This is a genomic window from Cupriavidus necator A5-1, assembly GCF_000744095.1.
Classification (GTDB): Bacteria; Pseudomonadota; Gammaproteobacteria; order Burkholderiales; family Burkholderiaceae; genus Cupriavidus; species Cupriavidus necator_A.
The window spans coordinates 1,956,196-1,973,359 of record NZ_JQLI01000008.1 but is presented as its reverse complement, the minus strand read 5'-3'; the positions used below and the strand labels follow the sequence as shown (position 1 = coordinate 1,973,359).

Here is a 17,164-nt window from a genome sequence, read left to right as displayed (position 1 = left end):
AATGCCTATTTGCCGCGCTGGTACTTGTCGACCGCGCGGTTGTGTTCGGGAAGCGAGTTGGAGAAATGGCTGCTGCCGTCGCCGCGGGCGACGAAGTACAGCGCGTCGGACGGCGCCGGCGCGGTGGCCGCCGCCAGCGAGGCCAGCCCCGGGAGCGCAATCGGCGTGGGCGGCAGGCCGGTGCGGGTGTACGTATTGTACGGGGTGTCGGCCTGCAGGTCGCGCTTGCGCAGGTCGCCGTCGAAGGTCTCGCCCAGGCCGTAGATCACGGTCGGGTCGGTCTGCAGCATCATGTTCTTGCGCAGCCGGTTGATGAATACGGCGGCGATCATCGGGCGCTCGGCGGCCTGGCCGGTTTCCTTCTCGACGATCGATGCCATCACCAGCGCCTCGTACGGGGTCTTGTACGGCAAGTCTGGGGCGCGCGCGTTCCAGGCTTCGTTCAGGCGGCGCTGCATGGCGCGGTAGGCGTGCTTGTACAGCTCGATATCGCTGCTGCCACGCGCGAACAGGTAGGTGTCAGGGAAGAACAGCCCCTCGGGCGCGGTCTCGGCCGCGCCGATCGCCTTCATCAGCTCCGCGTCGGACATGCCCTGGGTGTCGTGCCGCAGCGCCGGGCTGGCGTCCACGGCGGCGCGCATCTTGCGGAATTCCCAGCCCTCGATCACGGTGACCACGTAGTGCGTGACCTCGCCGCGCGCCAGCTTGCCGATGATCGACATTGGCGTGGCGCCCGTCTCGAACTCATAACCGCCGGCCTTCAGGTCGGGGCCGTGCCCGGTCAGGCGCACCAGCAGCATGAACAGCCGCGGGTCCATGCCGACGCCGCCGCGCTGGATCTGGCGGCCGACGCTGGCGACGCCGGAATTGGGCTTGATCACCACTTCCACCGGCGAGTTTTTGAGAGTCAGCGGGTGATTGGCCCACCACGCGAACGCGCCGACGGCTGCCAGCGCAAACACCAGCACGGCAAGTCCCAGGCGAAGGAAGAAACGTTTCATGTATCAGGAGTTGGGGGCGGCTGACCGGGCAACGGTGGGCTTGCGCACCGCCGCTTACCGCCACGTACTGCCGGCGCAGGTCGAAAATCTCATAGCCCCATATAATAACCGGCAGCCTCGCACCGACCCTGTGCAGCGGCTCCGGCGCCGCTCCGAGCACGCCGTGAAGCTTGCACGATCGGTTGCCTTCCCTCTCCCGTTTTGCCTTGACGATTGCCACGCAATGCCAGTGATGAATGCCCAAGCCCCGGAACTCGCCGCCAGCCATGATGCCCTGCAGGCAGGCGGAATCGTCTGCGCCCCCGCCGGGCTCGGACTGATCCGCGTGGCCGGCGACGATGCCGCCAGCTTCCTGCATACCCAGCTGACCAATGCGGTCGAAGACCTGGAGCCGGGCACCGCGCGCCTGGCCGGCTACTGCTCGCCCAAGGGGCGCCTGCTCGCCACCTTCCTGATGTGGCGTGATGCCGAAGGCATCGTGCTGCAGCTGTCGACCGATATCCAGCCGGCGGTGCAGAAGCGCCTGTCGATGTTCGTGCTGCGCTCCAAGGCCAAGCTCAGCGATATCACCCCGGCCAGCGCGATCCTCGGGGTTGCCGGGACCGGCGCGGCCAAGGCGCTGGAAACTGCCGGCCTGCCCGTGCCGGATGCGGCCTTCTCTGCAGTGAGCGCCGACGGCACGACCGTGATCCGCCTGCCCGATGCCGCCGGCCAGCCGCGCTGGCAGATCGTGCTGCCGGCCGACAAGGCCGAGGCCGTGCGCGCCGCGCTGACGGCCACGCTGCAAAGCGCCCCGCCGTCGTTCTGGGACTGGCTCGAAGTGCAGTCCGGCCTGCCCCGCATTGTCCTGGCCACGCAGGAACAGTTCGTGCCGCAGATGATCAACTACGAGCTGGTGGGCGGCGTCAATTTCCGCAAGGGCTGCTATCCCGGCCAGGAAGTGGTGGCGCGCAGCCAGTACCGCGGCACGCTCAAGCGCCGCATGTGGCTGGTGCAGGGCGAAGGCGAGGTGCCGGCGCCCGCGGCCGAGATCTTCCGGCCGGAAGACCCGGGCCAGCCGTGCGGCATGATCGTCAACGCCGCACCCGCGCCGCAGGGTGGCTGGGCCGGACTGGCTGAGCTGAAGATCGACGCGGCCGTCGGTGCCGCCACGTCGGCGCTGCGCCTGGGTAGCGCCGAAGGCGCCACGCTGGCGACCGCGGCCTTGCCTTACGAAGTACCGCTCGGCGAAGCCGCCCCGGCCGCCGGCTGAACCGACAGGACCTGCCATGAGCGACCATCTGTACGTCTATTTCCGCGTGCCCGAGGCCGTCGCCGCCGAGGCGTTGCCGCACTGGCACCGCTGGATGGAGACGGTTGCCGAGGCTACCGGAATTGGTGGTACGCTGATGCGCAGGCCCGAAACCCGCGCCGGCGTGCAGACCTGGATGGAGTGCTACGCCGACGTGCCGCCCGCCTTCGATGCCACGCTGGAAGGCCTGTGGCGCCAGAGCGGGCTGGACCAGTGGGTGGACGGCGAGCGGCGGGCCGAACACTTTATCGACCTGGACGTGCTGTAGGCGTCCGGGCTGCCGATGATGCGAAGTACGCCGGGCTATTGCGCAGCAGTGTCCCGGCGGGAAAGGAAGCAAAGCGATGTGTCTGATCCTGGTTGCCTGGCAATCCCACCCCGACTATGCCTTGGTCGTCGCCGGCAACCGCGATGAATTCTATGCCCGCCCCGCGGCGGCCGCGCACTGGTGGCAGGAAGCGCCGCACGTGCTGGCCGGGCGCGACCTGGCGGAAGTCATCGGCGAGCCCGGCACCTGGATGGGTGTCAATGCCGACGGCCGCTTTGCCGCGCTGACCAATTACCGCGCCCCTTCCGAGAAACGCACCGATGCCCGCTCGCGCGGCGAGCTGGTAGCCGGCTTCCTGCGCGGCCATGAGGCCCCGTTCGACTACCTCGACGGGCTGGCCGGCGAAGACGGCTGCTACAACGGCTTCAACCTGCTGGCCAGCGACCTGCGCGAGCTCTGGTGGTACAGCAACCGCTCGGCCTCACGCCAGCCGCAACGGCTGCGCCCGGGCCTGTACGGGCTGTCCAATGCCTTGCTCGACACGCCCTGGCCCAAGGTGCGCAGCCGCGTGGGCGCGCTGGCCGAGGTACTGGCGGCCGACAGCGGCCAGGCCAACGCCAGCGCCGAGCCTTATCTGAAGTTGCTGGCCGACGAACGCCAGGCGGCGGATTTCGAGCTGCCCTCGACGGGCGTCGCGCCGGAATGGGAAAAGCTGCTGTCGTCAGCGTTTATCCGCTCGCCAATGTATGGCACGCGTGCCAGCACGGTGCTGCGCGTGCGCCACGACGGCCGCTTCGACTTGAGCGAGCGCAGCTTCGACGCCGGCGGGCGCGCGGGCGACGTCACCTACCACGGCAAGCTGAACCTGTCGCGCGACACCGGCATCGTGCAGGCGCCGCGCTGATTGCCTGGGCGTACCTCAGTCCGCCAGCCGCTTGCGCATCTCGATATGCGGGATGCCGGCCTCTTCGAATTCCTCCCCGACCTGCGCAAAGCCCACGCGCGCATAGAACGGCGCAGCATGGGTCTGCGCGTTGAGCACCAGTTCCGGATAGCCGAGCTGCTCCGCCTTCGCCATCAGCGCTTTTAATACCAGCGCCCCGACGCCGGTGCCGCGTGCACTTGCCAGCACGGCCATGCGGCCGATATGGCCGTCTGGCAGCAACCGCCCGGTGGCGACAGGCGTGCCGTCCGCGGCCAGCGCCAGCGCGTGCCAGCTCGGCTCGTCCCACTCATCCCACTCCAGTTCCACCGGCACGCCCTGCTCTTCGACGAAGACAGTGTAGCGAATGGCGCGTGCGCGTTCGCGGGCTTCGGACCAGGGGCAGATCAGGACGGTGGCTGGCATGGCGATGCAATCAGGCTGGTTAAATGGCAGCGCCCGAAATCCGGGCGGGCGCTCATGATACGCCAGTGATGCGGGGGGCGTATATCGCACCAAAGTGGATCAAAGACGGCATTTCCCGCACCAGACTAGGGTTTGCCCGGGGAGGCATCCCCTTAGCAAATTTGTATGATGACCTTATTACCCAATGACCCGGAGACTTCCGTGTTCCAGAAAGTCCCTGCCCGTGCCCTGACCGACAACGTCGCCGAACAGTTGCTGGACAAGATCCAGAGCGGCGCCTTTGCCCGCGGCGACAAGCTGCCGACCGAGGCGGTGCTGTCGGAGGAGTTCGGTGTCAGCCGCACCGTGGTGCGCGAGGCGATCTCGCGGCTCAAGTATGAAGGCGTGGTCGAGTCGCGCCAGGGCAGCGGCGTATTCGTCACGCTGCAGGCCGGCATCCGGCCGCTGCGCATCGACTATACCGATACCGGCACGCTGGAATCGGTGCTGCAGATCGTCGAACTGCGCCGCGCGATCGAGGCCGAGGTGGCCGCGCAGGCCGCCATGCGCCGCACCGATGCGTCGATGGCGGCGATCGACGCCGCGCTCGCCCGCCTCGACGAGGAAGTCGGGCAAGGCGGCGACGGCGTGTCCGCGGACGTGGCCTTCCACCGCGCCATCGCGGGGGCCACCGGCAACCCCTACTTCCTGAAGACGCTGGAATTCCTTAGCCAGTACCTGGAAGCCGCCACGCGCGTGACCCGGACCAACGAGGCGCGCCGCGCTGACTTCTCGCGCCAGGTGCGCGAGGAACACCAGGCCATCGTCGCGGCGATCCGCGCCGGCGATCCGCTGGCCGCGCGCAATGCCGCGCAGAACCATATGTACAACGCCGCGCGCCGGCTGGCCCAGCTGGGCGCCGACGAAAACGGCGAGGCCGGCGATGAAGCCGGCGCCCGCGGCGCGTCCAACTGACGCGGCCAACACCATCCAACGCATTTCCCGTATCTGATTCAGGAGTCCCCTTATGTCCAGGAATATCGGCGTCATCGGCCTTGGTGCCATGGGCTACGGTGTCGCGCAGTCGCTGCTGCGCGCCGGCTTCAACGTGCATGCCTGCGACCTGCGGCCCGAAGTGCTGCAGCGCTTTGCCGATGCCGGCGGCGTGCCGTGCGCCACGCCCGCCGAACTGGGCGGCCGTTGCGATGTGGTGCTGACCCTGGTCGTCAACGCGCAGCAGACCGAGGCCGTGCTGTTCGGCGCCAACGGTGCCGCGGCCGCGATGAAGCCGGGCACGCTGGTGATCGCCAGCGCCACGGTGCCGCCGGGCTTTGCCGAGACGCTGGGCCGTCGCCTGGCCGAACAAGGCCTGCTGATGCTGGACGCGCCGGTCTCCGGCGGCGCCGCCCGCGCCGCCAGCGGCGAAATGACCATGATGACCTCCGGCCCGGCCGAGGCCTACTCGCTGGCCGAGGACGTGCTGGCCGCCATCGCCGGCAAGGTGTACCGCCTGGGCGCCGCGCACGGCGCGGGCTCCAAGGTCAAGATCATCAACCAGCTGCTGGCCGGCGTGCATATCGCCGCGGCCGCCGAGGCGATGGCGCTGGGCCTGCGCGAAGGCGTGGACCCGGATGCGCTCTATGACGTGATCACGCACAGCGCGGGCAACTCGTGGATGTTCGAGAACCGCGTGCCGCATATCCTGAAGGGCGACTACACGCCGCTGTCCGCGGTTGACATCTTCGTCAAGGACCTGGGCATGGTGCTCGACACGGCGCGCAACAGCAAATTCCCGCTGCCGCTGTCGGCCGCGGCGCACCAGATGTTCATGATGGCTTCCACCGCCGGCCACGGCGGCGAGGACGACTCGGCCGTGATCAAGATCTTCCCGGGCATCGAGCTGCCGGGCAAGGCCGACTAAGAGGGGAAGCGCAGATGACTGCAGGCACCCTCGCCCATCGCCCGCTGCTGGGCTGCATCGCCGACGATTTCACCGGCGCCACCGACCTCGCCAACACGCTGGTGCGCAACGGCATGCGCACCGTGCAGACCATCGGCCTGCCCGACGTGGGCGCGGTGCAGGATATCGGCGAAGCCGATGCGCTGGTGGTTGCGCTGAAGTCCCGCACCATCCCCGCCGTCGAGGCCGTGGCCCAGTCGCTGGCCGCGCTGCACTGGCTGCGCGCGCAGGGCTGCCGCCAGTTCGTGTTCAAGTACTGCTCGACCTTCGATTCGACCGACGCCGGCAATATTGGCCCGGTGGCCGACGCGCTGCTGGCCGCGCTGGACAGCGATTTCACCATTGCCTGCCCGGCCTTCCCCGAGAACGGCCGCACCATCTTCCGCGGCCACCTGTTCGTGGGCGATGTGCTGCTGAACGAATCGGGCATGGAGCACCATCCGCTCACGCCGATGACCGACGCCAACCTGGTGCGCGTGCTGCAGCGCCAGAGCAAGAACAAGGTCGGCCTGCTGCGCTACGACGCCGTAGCGCGCGGCGCGCAGGCGACCGCTGACCGCATCGCCGCGCTGCGCACCGACGGCGCGCGCATGGCGATTGCCGATGCGGTGTCCGACGCGGACCTGTTTACGCTGGGCGAGGCCTGCGCCAACCTGCCGCTGATTACTGGCGGCTCCGGAATCGCGCTGGGACTGCCCGAGAATTTCCGCCGCGCCGGCCTGCTGCCACAGCGCGGCGACGCGGCCTCGGTCCCGGCCATCGACGGCCCGGGCGTGGTGCTGGCCGGCAGCGCCTCGCGCGCGACCAACGGGCAGGTGGCCCGCTGGCTGGAGCAAGGCCGCCCCGCGCTGCGCATCGACCCACTAGCGCTGGCGCGCGGCGCGGCCGTGGCCGACACGGCGCTGGCCTTTGCCGAAAGTCATGACGAACCGGTGCTGATCTACGCGACCTCCAGCCCCGACGAGGTCAAGGCCGTGCAGGCCGAGCTGGGCGTGGAGCGCGCCGGCCACCTGGTCGAGCAGTGCCTGGCCACGGTTGCCGCGGGGCTGCTGGCACGCGGCACGCGCCGCTTCGTCGTCGCCGGCGGCGAAACCTCGGGCGCGGTAGTGCAGGCACTGGGAGTGCGCGCGCTGCGCATCGGCGCGCAGATCGCGCCGGGCGTGCCGGCCACGGTCACCCTTGGTGCCACGCCACTGGCGCTGGCGCTCAAGTCGGGCAACTTCGGCGGCCCGGACTTCTTCGACGAAGCCCTGCGCCAGCTCGGAGGCCACTGATGAGCACCGAAAGCAAGCTGCGCGAAGAGATCTGCCGCATCGGCGCCAGCCTCTACCAGCGCGGCTATACCGTCGGCTCGGCCGGCAATATCAGCGCGCGGCTCGATGACGGCTGGCTAATCACGCCTACCGACGCCTGCCTGGGCATGCTGGACCCGGCCGCGGTCGCCAAGGTGGCTACCGACGGGAGTTGGGTGTCGGGCGACAAGCCTTCCAAGACGCTCACGCTGCATCGCGCGATCTACGACAACAACCCCGGGGCGCACGCCGTGGTGCATACGCACTCGACGCACCTCGTGGCCCTGACGCTGGCCGGTGTCTGGCAACCGGACGACGTACTGCCGCCGCTCACGCCGTACTACGTGATGAAGGTCGGCCATATCCCGCTGATTCCCTACCATCGACCGGGCGATCCGGCGGTCGCTGCGCGCGTGGCCACGCTGGCCGCGCAGGTGCGCGGCGTGCTGCTGGAGCGCCTCGGCCCGGTGGTGTGGGAATCCAGCGTCTCGCGCGCCGCGTTCGCGCTGGAAGAACTGGAGGAGACCGCCAAGCTATGGATGATGATGAAAGACACGCCGGGCTTCGCCGCCCGCGCGGCGCTGCCCGACGGCGCACTGGCTGAGTTGCGCGACGCCTTCCAGGCGCGCTGGTAACACCGCATCCCCGATAAACGACGGCTTCACCCGGCGCGGTTGCCTTGCGGCCACCGTGCGGGGGACGCGCATGCCTGCATTCCGCGCGCCGCCGCACTAGACCAGACCCACCACCTACCCCGGAGACCACCGTGAACCCAAACCAACCGGCGGCCAGCGTGCCTGCCTTTGACACCCTGGGCGGCAACGCCCGGCTCGACACCGACGCCCAGATCGAAAAGCGCGCCTACAGCAAGGTGTTCTGGCGCGTCATGCCGTTCCTGATGCTGTGCTACGTGGTCGCCTACCTCGACCGCGTCAACGTCGGCTTCGCCAAGCTGCAGATGGGCCAGGACCTGGCCTTCTCCGAGACCGTGTTCGGCCTCGGCGCCGGCCTGTTCTTTATCGGCTACTTCCTGTTCGAGGTGCCCAGCAACCTGCTGATGCACCGCATCGGCGCGCGCATCTGGATCGCGCGCATCATGATCACATGGGGCATCATCTCGGCGCTGTTCCTGTTCGTGAAGACGCCGACCCAGTTCTATGTGATGCGTTTCCTGCTCGGCCTGGCCGAAGCGGGCTTCTATCCCGGCGTGATCCTGTACCTGACCTACTGGTTCCCGGCCAACCGCCGCGGCAAGATGATCGCGCTGTTCATGTCGGGCATCCCCATCGCGGGCATGTTCGGCAACCCGCTGTCGGGCTGGATCATGGACGCCTTCAACGGCGTGCACGACCTGCGCGGCTGGCAATGGATGTTCCTGCTGGAGGCGCTGCCCGCGTTTGTGATCGGCGTGGTGACGGTCTTCGTGCTGCGCGACGGCATCGACAAGGCGCCGTGGCTCGACGCCGATGAAAAGCGCGTGCTCAAGCGCAATATCGAGGAAGACCAGCGCAGCGCCCATAACGCCGCCACCGCCGCCGGCAAGGCGCACGGCCACTCGCTGGGCGCGGTGTTCGCCGACCGCCGCGTGTGGTGGATGTGCCTGATCTACTTTTGCTTCGTTACCGGCCAGTACGCGCTGACCTTCTGGATGCCCACGCTGGTCAAGGCCAGCGGCGTGACGGGCAACCTGAACATCGGCCTGCTGTCGGCCATCCCGTTCATCTGCGCGGTAGTCGTGATGAACATCCTCGGACACAGCGCCGATGCCCGCCGCGAGCGCCGCTGGCACCTGATCGTGCCGGCACTGATGGGTGCCGTGGGCTTTGCCATTGCTGCCTCGTTCACCAACAATACAACGGTGGCCATCGCCGCGCTGTCGCTGGCCGCTGCCGGGGTGCTGACCTGCGCGCCGCTGTTCTGGTCGCTGCCAACCTCGTTCCTCTCGGGCATTGCCGCCGCTTCTGGTATTGCCGTGGTGAATTCGGTCGGCAACCTGGCCGGTTTCGTGTCGCCATACATGGTTGGCACGCTGAAGGACATGACGCAAAGCACGCAGCTGCCCATGTATGTGCTGTCCGCGATCCTGGTCGTCGGCGCCGTGCTGGTGTGGCTCACGCCGGCTAAACTGGTCAACCGCTGATCCTGGCTGGCCCGCTTTCGACGTAGCCTCGACCGGGCCGGCTTTCACGCTTTCGCTCTGGAGTTCCCATGCCGCGCTTCGCCGCAAATCTCTCGATGATGTACAACGAGCACGCTTTCCTGGACCGCTTCGCCGCAGCCGCGGCGGACGGCTTCCAGGCGGTGGAGTACCTGTTCCCGTACGAGCACGCCGCCACCGAGCTGCGCGCGCGCCTGGACGCGAACGGTCTCACGCAGGCGCTGTTCAACGCCCCGCCGGGCGACTGGGCAGCCGGTGAGCGCGGCCTGGCCGCACTGCCGGGGCGCGAGGCGGAGTTCCGCGACGCCGTCGGCCGCGCGCTGGAATACGCCGGCGTGATCGGCAATGACCGCGTGCACGTGATGGCAGGACTGGTGCCGGCCGGTGCCGACCGCGCCCGCCACCGCGCCGCCTACCTGGAAAACGTCGCCTTCGCCGCCAAGGCCGCTGCCGCACAGGGCATCACCATCGTGCTTGAGCCGATCAACACGCGCGACATGCCGGGCTACTTCCTGAACCGCCAGGACGATGCGCAGGCAATCTGCAAGGAAATCGGCGCGGCCAACCTGAAGGTGCAGTTCGACTGCTACCACTGCCAGATCGTCGAGGGCGATATCGCGATGAAACTGAAGCGCGACATGCCCGGCATCGGCCATATCCAGATCGCCGGCGTGCCCGACCGCCACGAGCCGGACCTGGGCGAACTGAACTACCCCTATCTGTTCGAGGTCATCGACGGGCTCGGCTACGACGGCTGGATCGGCTGCGAATATCGCCCCCGCGCCGGCACTTCCGCGGGCCTGGGCTGGCTCAAGCCTTACCTCGGCCGCTGATCCTTCGCGCAAACCCAAAGAACGAATCTCTCCTGCCATGAACGTACTGATTACCGGCGGCGCCGGCTTCCTTGGCCTGCAACTCGCCCGCCTGCTGCTGCAACGCGGCACCCTGAACGTGGACGGCCAGCCCGTCGCCATCGACCGCCTGACGCTGCTGGACGTGGTGGCGCCGCAAGGGCTGGACGATGCGCGCGTGCGCGTGGTGACGGGCGACCTGTCCGACCCGGACGTGCTGCGCCAGGCCATCGACACCAACACCGGCGCCGTGTTCCACCTGGCAGCCGTGGTCAGCGGCCAGGCCGAGGCGGACTTCGACCTGGGCATGCGCGTCAACCTGGACGCCTCGCGCGCGCTGCTCGAAACCTGCCGCGAACTGGGCCACCAGCCGCGCGTGCTGTTCACCAGCTCGGTTGCGGTCTATGGCGGCGCGCTGCCGCCGGTGGTGCAGGACGATACCGCGCTGAACCCGCAGTCGTCTTACGGCGTGCAGAAGGCCATCGGCGAACTGCTGCTGTCGGACTACAGCCGTCGCGGCTTTGTCGACGGGCGCGTGCTGCGCCTGCCGACCATCAGCGTGCGCCCGGGCAAGCCCAATGCGGCGGCTTCGTCGTTTGCCAGCGGCATCATCCGTGAGCCGCTGTCAGGCGTCGCTGCCAACTGCCCGGTGGCACCGGATACTCCGCTGTGGCTGCTGTCGCCGCGTGCGGCGGTGGCGGCGCTGGTCAATGGCATCGAGCTGGCGGGCGAGCGTCTGGGCAATCGCCGCGTGGTCAACCTGCCGGGGTTGTCGGTGACGGCAGCCGGCATGGTCGATGCGCTGCGCCGCGTGGCAGGCGATGCGGTGGCGGATCGCGTCACGTGGGAGCGTGAGGAACGTGTCGAGAAGATCGTCGGCACGTGGCCGGCGGCGTGGAATGCGGAGCGGGCGCAGTCGCTGGGGTTCCAGAGCGATGCGAGCTTCGATGCGGTGATTCGGGCTTATATGGAGGATGCCGGGCTGGGCAAGTAAGCCAGGCCAGCTTCTTTATTGCGACACGCCTGCATCGCCCGCAGGCCGGCCCCCTTTCCCGCGCGCGGGAGAGGGGATCGGACCAAGCAGAGGCGCAGACGTCAGTTCCAGATGGGATCCTCTTTCTGTTGCTGTGCCTTGGACTTCGAGGTCCAGTACGCACCGATTTGACGTTCGGTTACGTAACCCGACTTCTTGACATCGATCTTGTCAAAGTGCTGGTAAACGACCGGCGCGCCTGCCTGGGCTTCTTCGCGGCTTAGCTTCCCGTCGTGGTTGGTATCGGCAGTCTTGAAACGCTCGGCGATTTTGGCCTTGACTTCGGCGGTAGTCGATGGCGCTGGCGGAATCTGGGTGGATTCTGCGCCTGGTTGGGCTGTTGATTCCGGTTTCTGCTGGGCGCTCGCCCCGGTAAAAGCGAGCGCCATCATCACTGTCAAGCCGACTGCATGCAGCTTACGCACTGTCATTGCCGTCTCCTCATGATTTGTGATTCGACATTGCCTTCTTGCAAAGAATGCTTCGGCAACAAAGCTCCTCTGTGAGCACTGGCTCACACCGATTCTAGGCAAGCGATCCCTACTTACCAACATCTTTGTGTCACCGGCCGCGTCAGCTGATGCAGGACACGGGCAGTAATTCTTACTGCACCTGGAATCCTGCGGCGCGCTACCAGCAGGTGGGTGGCTTCATTCGGTGAGGCCTTGCCTCACGCTGCCGGCTTCACCACCTCATACCCTTCAATCATCTCCCTGACCTGCCCCGGGATCGCCGCCGACTTCTGCGTCGCCGGATCCGCGCACACATAGACGATCTCCCCGGTAATCAGGTGTTCGTCACCGCGATACATCTCCACCCGGAACAACATGCTGGACCGCCCCAGCCGCGCCATGCGGCCGCGGATATCCAGCACGTCGTCAAACCGCGCCGAAGCGTGGTATTCCAGCGTGGACTTGACCACGAAGATATCCACGCCATGCGCGTGCAGCACGTCTTCGGGATAGCGGATCCCCAGCGCGCGCCAGTACTCGGTCACGCAGATATCACAATACGTCAGGTAGTGCGCGTTGAAGACGATCGATTGCGGATCGACTTCGGCCCAGCGCACGCGCAGCGGCATGCTGTGGCGGAACTCCTCTTTGGCCATTGGCGTTGTCTCCTTGTCTGTTGTTCCTGGCTTGCCAAAGCAATCAGGCCGCCGGCCCGCCGGCGGGGCCGGCAGGCGCGGCGGCCTGGGTGAAGGAAAGCGGCGTCAGGCTTATTGCTGCGCCTTGGCCAGCCCCAGCTTCTCGATGATCGCCTTTTCCTTCTTGACGGTTTCCGCCGCGAACTGCGCGTATTGCTGGCTGTTCATGTAGAACGGCTCCATGTCGAACTTGGCCAGCGATTCGCGATAGTTGGGCATCTCCATGGCCTTCTTGAAGGCGTCATGTAACTTCTGCACGATCTTGGGATCGGTGCCCTTGGGTGCCACCAGGCCGAACGGCGAGGTCTGCACGATGCCCATGCCCAGTTCCTTCAGCGTCGGCACGTTGGGGAAGCGCGCCGAGCGCTTCTCGCCCCAGGTCGACAGCAGGCGCAGCTTGCCCTGCTCCACGTACGGCGCCCACGCCGGCGTGTCGGCCACCGACATCACGTGGCCGCCCAGCAGCGCCTGCATCGACTCCGCGTTGCCCTTGTAAGGGATGTGCGAGAACTGCACGCCCTGCTTCAGCGCCAGCTCTTCCATGGTCAGGTGCAGCGTCGTCATCGAGCCCGGCGAGCCGTAGGTGAGCTTGCCCGGGTTGGCCTTGGCGTAGGCGATGTACTCCTGCATGGTCTTGATCGGCGAATCGGCCGGCACCACCAGGCCGAACGAGTAGCCGGCCAGGTTGATGATGTAGCTCAGGTCCTTGACCGGGTCCCAGTTGATCTTGGTGGTGTACGGCAGGCGGTAGACCGGCATCGCGACCTGCGCCAGCGTATAGCCGTCCGGTGCGGTGGACTGCATCATCTGCGCGGGCAGCACGCCGCCGGCGCCGGGCTTGTTCTCGACGATCACCGGCTGGCCGAGGATCTTGGAGGCGTTGTCGGCCAGCACGCGGAACGGGATATCGGTGGAGCCGCCGGCGGTGTAGCCGATCAGCAGGCGGATCGGGCGCTGCGGGAACTTGTCGGCCTGGGCCTGGGCAGGCATGGCGGCAAGGCCCATGGCCGCGGTGGCGGCGACGAGGCTCGCGCGGGCGAGGAAGTGGCGGCGTTGCATTTGACTATGTCTCCTTGTGCTGCGAGTCACTGCTGAAAGAGGAAGTTTTTAGTTTTCGGGGTGGCCGAACGCGGCGCGCAGCGCGGCGACGGCATCGGCATGCGCCTGCGCCACCGCCGGCACGAACCGGCCCAGCTTGAAGAAATCGTGGATCATGCCGGGGTAGTCCGCCAGCGTGGCGGCCACGCCCGCGGCGCGCAGCTTGTCGGCGTAGGCAACGCCCTCGTCATGTAGCGGGTCGTAGCCGGCCACGGCGATCCAGGCCGGGCACACGCCGCCCACATCGGCACCGGTGCCGCCACCGTCCAGCGGCGCGAAGCGCCAGTCGTCGCGGCTGGCTTCCTGGTCCAGGTACTGGGAAAAGAACCAGCGGATCATCTCGGCGGTCAGCAGGTAGCCCTCGGCCAGCGCGCGGTGCGACGCCGTGTTCTGGCGCGCGCAGGTGCCGGGATAGATCAACAGCTGCAGCACCGGCGCCAGGCCGGTATTGCGCGCCTCGACCGCGCACGCCGCGGCCAGCGTGCCGCCGGCGCTGTCGCCGCCCAGCGCGATGCGCGCCGGGTCGGCGCCCAGGCGCCCGGCCTCCTCGAAGACCCAGTGCAGCGCGTCGAAGGCATCATTGGCCGCGGTCGGGAAGCGCCATTGCGGCCCGAGGCGGTAGTCCACCGACAGCACCATGCAATCCGCCTGGCCGCACAGCAGCCGGCACAGCGCATCGTGCGAATCGACACTGCCCACCGTGAAGCCGCCGCCGTGGAAATACACCAGCAGCGGCAGCGGCTCGGCCCAGCTCGCCTCACGCGGCGCGTACAGCCGTACCGGGATGCCATGGCCGTCGTGCGCGCAAACGTGCAGGTCTTCCACCGCGTGCACTGCCGGCGGGTTGATATCGAGGATCGGCGCGCTTTTTTCGTAGGCGATCTTGGCGTCTTCCGGGTCCATCACGTGGATCGGCGGCCGCTTGGCGCGCGCGATCAGGTCCAGCAGCGCCGCAACCTGCGGGTCGAGCGGGCTGGACGGCATGCCGGGCGTGGCGGGGATGGAAGACGGGACAGCGGACATGAAGTAGGTGGTTTCGAGACCGGCGCCGGCGGCACACCACGGTGTGTCGGAGCGCGTCAAAGTGTGTTGGGCTTCGCCCGCCTCGGCAGAAGTTCGAATAGTGAACGGTCGTTCGATTTTAGTATGATGCCAGTGTTTCCGGCTCCCGGCAGTACGAGATAACCCCGAAATCGCCGGACCAGTCTGCCACGCGGCGAGTTTTTGCGCGATGATCGGCTGGTGCGCGCCGCTGGCGCCCCAGAAACACAACTAGAAACTCCATTGAAACGCAACGCAGCGCGCCTGGCCAGCTTCCCATCCGGGCAGCTTTCCTGGCAGATTCGCGGCAGATAACAGCAGGAGACAAGCAGACATGGCGTTTATCTACTATCTGACCCACATCCACCTGGATTTCGGCGCGGTAAGCCTGCTCAAGTCCGAATGCGAGCGCATCGGCATCCGCCGCCCGCTGCTGGTGACCGACAAGGGCGTGGTCGCCGCCGGCGTGGCCCAGCGCGCCATCGATGCGATGCAGGGCGTTGACGTCGCCGTGTTCGACGAAACCCCGTCGAACCCGACCGAGGCCATGGTGCGAAAGGCCGCGGCGCAGTATCGGGAATCCGGCTGCGACGGGCTGGTGGCGGTGGGCGGCGGATCGTCGATCGACCTGGCCAAGGGCATCGCCATCCTGGCCACGCACCCGGGCGAGCTGACCACCTACGCCACCATCGAAGGCGGCAGCGGCAAGATTACCGACCAGGCCGCGCCACTGATCGCCGTGCCCACCACCTCCGGCACCGGCAGCGAAGTGGCGCGCGGCGCCATCATCATCCTCGACGACGGCCGCAAGCTGGGCTTCCATTCCTGGCACCTGCTGCCCAAGTCCGCCGTCTGCGACCCGGAACTGACGCTGGGGCTGCCCGCGGGTCTGACCGCCGCCACCGGCATGGACGCGATCGCGCATTGCGTCGAGACCTTCCTTGCGCCCGCCTTCAACCCGCCCGCCGACGGTATCGCGCTCGACGGCCTGGAGCGCGCCTGGGCCCATATCGAGCGCGCCACCCGCGACGGCCAGGACCGCGAGGCGCGGCTGAACATGATGAGCGCGTCGATGCAAGGCGCGATGGCGTTCCAGAAGGGGCTGGGCTGCGTGCATTCGCTGTCGCACCCGCTCGGTGGGCTGAAGATCGACGGCCGCACTGGCCTGCACCACGGCACGCTCAATGCGGTGGTGATGCCCGCGGTGCTGCGCTTTAACGCCGACGCGCCCACCGTGGTGCGCGACCACCGCTATGCGCGCCTGCGCCGCGCCATGCACCTGCCTGAGGATGCCGATATCGCGCAGGCCGTGCACGACATGACCGCGCGCCTGGGCCTGCCGACCGGGCTGCGCCAGATGGGCGTCACCGAAGCCATGTTCGACAAGGTAATTGCGGGCGCGCTGGTCGACCACTGCCACAAGACCAATCCGAAAGAGGCCAGCGCCGAGGATTATCGGCGTATGCTTGAGCAATCCATGTAGTGCCCTACGCAGCGCATACCCGCCGGCCGGTCAATTGAGCCGGACCGGCCGGCGGCCCTCCCTCCACTGAGCAGGAGACACCATGACCGGCGAGCACTTGCAGGTAGTCCATGGCGACATCACCAGGATGGAAGTCGATGCCATCGTCAACGCGGCCAACAGCGGGCTGCTGGGCGGCGGCGGGGTCGACGGCGCCATCCACGGGGCCGGAGGCCCCGCCATCATGGAGGCCTGCCGCGCGATCCGCGACGCGCAAGGCGGCTGCCCCACCGGCGAGGCGGTGATCACCACCGGCGGGCGCCTGCCCGCACCGTACGTGATCCACGCGGTCGGGCCGGTCTGGCACGGCGGTGGCCAGGGCGAGGACGAACAGCTCGCCAACGCCTACCGCAACAGCATCCGCCTGGCGGCGCAGCATCACCTGCGCAGGCTGGCCTTCCCCAATATCAGCACCGGCATCTATGGCTTCCCGCGCGAGCGCGCGGCGGATATCGCCATCGCGGCCGTACGCGAGGCGCTGGCGGAGGCGCCCGAGATCGAGCAGGTGACCTTCGTCTGCTTCGACGATGAGAACTACCGCCTGTATCGGGAGCGTTTGACCTGAGACGGTGACCGCGGGGGCCTGCCCCGCGGTCCGTACCCCTGCGTCAGAACTTGTGGCGCAGGCCCACGCGCAACACCGCCTGGCTGTCATCGGCCGACGGGCGTACGCCATTGATCGCGGCTATCGCGCCCCGGCCGGTGGAATCGATCCCCGATGCCTTCTGGTAGATCGCCATCGCATAATATCGGTGCGCCTGGACAGGGTGTAGTCCGCACCCAGCACGAACTGCCGGTAGCTGGCGTCGGGGGCTCACGCCCGGCACATCGCCCAGCGCATTGCGCGTCAGCTCGTTGAACAGTTGCAGCGCCACCGCGCCGAGCAGCGGGCCGAACACCGTGGCCGTGCCGCCGATCACCGCGCCCACCAGCGCCGCCACCGAGAAGGCCGGGCCGTAGGCGATATGCGGATCGAGGTACTGCAGGTACTGCGTGTAAAAAACGCCGGCCGCCGCCATCAGCGCCGCGGACATGGCAATGGCTACCAGCTTGACGCGCAGCACATCGATGCCAAGCGCCTTCGCCGCGTCTTCGCTGTCCCGCACTGCCATGAGACAGGCACCGAAGCGCGACCAGCCACAGCGGCGCCGAGGCAAAGCGGGACCAGTGGTTTC

At 67.8% G+C, this 17,164-nt stretch carries 19 protein-coding genes; 12 read left to right on the top strand and 7 right to left on the bottom strand.

Annotated features, from left to right (window positions below; all coding sequences use genetic code 11):
* Positions 1–5: 5 nt before the first annotated feature.
* Positions 6–1,001 carry an endolytic transglycosylase MltG gene (gene mltG / locus K307_RS33275; RefSeq protein ID WP_042885247.1) on the bottom strand — a complete coding sequence of 332 codons (996 nt, stop codon included), beginning with the start codon at positions 999–1,001 and terminating at the stop codon, positions 6–8.
* A gap of 223 nt (positions 1,002–1,224) precedes the next feature.
* Here mltG and K307_RS33270 point away from each other — a divergent pair, with 223 nt between their 5' ends.
* The 3 genes from K307_RS33270 to K307_RS33260 all read left to right on the top strand — a co-directional run bounded on the left by K307_RS33270 (position 1,225) and on the right by K307_RS33260 (position 3,464).
* Entirely contained in the window at positions 1,225–2,253 is a 1,029-nt protein-coding gene (locus K307_RS33270) for a YgfZ/GcvT domain-containing protein (protein WP_155301312.1), read from the top strand.
* A 16-nt stretch (positions 2,254–2,269) separates the two neighbouring features.
* On the top strand, positions 2,270–2,560 hold the full coding sequence (locus tag K307_RS33265) for a DUF4936 family protein (protein WP_042885246.1): 291 nt from the start codon (positions 2,270–2,272) through the stop codon (positions 2,558–2,560).
* A gap of 76 nt (positions 2,561–2,636) precedes the next feature.
* The gene (locus K307_RS33260; RefSeq protein ID WP_042885245.1) at positions 2,637–3,464 is read left to right on the top strand and encodes an NRDE family protein; all 828 of its coding nucleotides are present in this window, start codon (positions 2,637–2,639) and stop codon (positions 3,462–3,464) included.
* 15 nt (positions 3,465–3,479) lie between these two features.
* Here the strand turns inward: K307_RS33260 and K307_RS33255 are convergent, their stop codons facing one another.
* Entirely contained in the window at positions 3,480–3,908 is a 429-nt protein-coding gene (locus tag K307_RS33255; RefSeq protein ID WP_042885244.1) for a GNAT family N-acetyltransferase, read from the bottom strand.
* Between the two features lie 201 nt (positions 3,909–4,109).
* On the opposite strand from K307_RS33255, the gene K307_RS33250 reads away from it, so the two are divergent.
* From K307_RS33250 to denD, 7 genes are all read left to right on the top strand, one after another.
* Positions 4,110–4,862, top strand: a complete 753-nt coding sequence (locus tag K307_RS33250; protein ID WP_042885243.1) for a FadR/GntR family transcriptional regulator — start codon at positions 4,110–4,112, stop codon at positions 4,860–4,862.
* A gap of 52 nt (positions 4,863–4,914) precedes the next feature.
* Positions 4,915–5,808, top strand: coding sequence for an L-threonate dehydrogenase (ltnD, locus tag K307_RS33245; protein ID WP_042885242.1), 894 nt, complete (start codon positions 4,915–4,917; stop codon positions 5,806–5,808).
* A gap of 14 nt (positions 5,809–5,822) precedes the next feature.
* Complete coding sequence (gene otnK / locus K307_RS33240) at positions 5,823–7,121, top strand: 3-oxo-tetronate kinase (RefSeq protein ID WP_042885241.1); 1,299 nt, start codon at positions 5,823–5,825, stop codon at positions 7,119–7,121.
* A complete protein-coding gene (locus tag K307_RS33235) occupies positions 7,121–7,774 on the top strand; it encodes an aldolase (RefSeq protein WP_042885240.1) in 654 nt (217 codons plus the stop codon). The genes otnK and K307_RS33235 overlap by 1 nt, the downstream gene beginning before the upstream one ends.
* Positions 7,775–7,905: 131 nt before the next feature.
* Complete coding sequence (locus K307_RS33230; protein ID WP_196251630.1) at positions 7,906–9,279, top strand: MFS transporter; 1,374 nt, start codon at positions 7,906–7,908, stop codon at positions 9,277–9,279.
* Between the two features lie 68 nt (positions 9,280–9,347).
* Positions 9,348–10,130: a 2-oxo-tetronate isomerase gene (gene otnI, locus K307_RS33225; protein ID WP_042885239.1), complete on the top strand. Its 783-nt coding sequence runs from the start codon at positions 9,348–9,350 to the stop codon at positions 10,128–10,130.
* Positions 10,131–10,167: 37 nt separating this feature from the next.
* Complete coding sequence (denD, locus tag K307_RS33220) at positions 10,168–11,142, top strand: D-erythronate dehydrogenase (RefSeq protein WP_042885238.1); 975 nt, start codon at positions 10,168–10,170, stop codon at positions 11,140–11,142.
* A 101-nt stretch (positions 11,143–11,243) separates the two neighbouring features.
* On the opposite strand, the gene K307_RS33215 is transcribed toward denD, so the two are convergent.
* The 4 genes from K307_RS33215 to K307_RS33200 all read right to left on the bottom strand — a co-directional run bounded on the left by K307_RS33215 (position 11,244) and on the right by K307_RS33200 (position 14,449).
* Positions 11,244–11,612 (bottom strand): EF-hand domain-containing protein, encoded by a 369-nt coding sequence (locus K307_RS33215; RefSeq protein ID WP_042885237.1) that lies wholly within the window; start codon positions 11,610–11,612, stop codon positions 11,244–11,246.
* A 239-nt stretch (positions 11,613–11,851) separates the two neighbouring features.
* Entirely contained in the window at positions 11,852–12,289 is a 438-nt protein-coding gene (locus K307_RS33210) for a YbgC/FadM family acyl-CoA thioesterase (RefSeq protein WP_042885235.1), read from the bottom strand.
* Between the two features lie 111 nt (positions 12,290–12,400).
* The gene (locus K307_RS33205; RefSeq protein WP_042885233.1) at positions 12,401–13,387 is read right to left on the bottom strand and encodes a tripartite tricarboxylate transporter substrate binding protein; all 987 of its coding nucleotides are present in this window, start codon (positions 13,385–13,387) and stop codon (positions 12,401–12,403) included.
* Positions 13,388–13,435: 48 nt separating this feature from the next.
* The gene (locus K307_RS33200; protein ID WP_051975473.1) at positions 13,436–14,449 is read right to left on the bottom strand and encodes an alpha/beta hydrolase; all 1,014 of its coding nucleotides are present in this window, start codon (positions 14,447–14,449) and stop codon (positions 13,436–13,438) included.
* Positions 14,450–14,801: 352 nt separating this feature from the next.
* Between K307_RS33200 and K307_RS33195 the strand changes: the two genes are divergently transcribed.
* Both K307_RS33195 and K307_RS33190 read left to right on the top strand, forming a co-directional pair.
* Positions 14,802–15,950, top strand: a complete 1,149-nt coding sequence (locus tag K307_RS33195; RefSeq protein WP_042885229.1) for an iron-containing alcohol dehydrogenase — start codon at positions 14,802–14,804, stop codon at positions 15,948–15,950.
* 82 nt (positions 15,951–16,032) lie between these two features.
* Positions 16,033–16,554 carry an O-acetyl-ADP-ribose deacetylase gene (locus K307_RS33190; RefSeq protein WP_042885227.1) on the top strand — a complete coding sequence of 174 codons (522 nt, stop codon included), beginning with the start codon at positions 16,033–16,035 and terminating at the stop codon, positions 16,552–16,554.
* A gap of 43 nt (positions 16,555–16,597) precedes the next feature.
* Here K307_RS33190 and K307_RS50700 read toward each other — a convergent pair whose 3' ends face one another.
* Positions 16,598–17,146, bottom strand: coding sequence for an ABC transporter permease subunit (locus K307_RS50700; protein ID WP_419187191.1), 549 nt, complete (start codon positions 17,144–17,146; stop codon positions 16,598–16,600).
* Positions 17,147–17,164 lie beyond the last annotated feature (18 nt).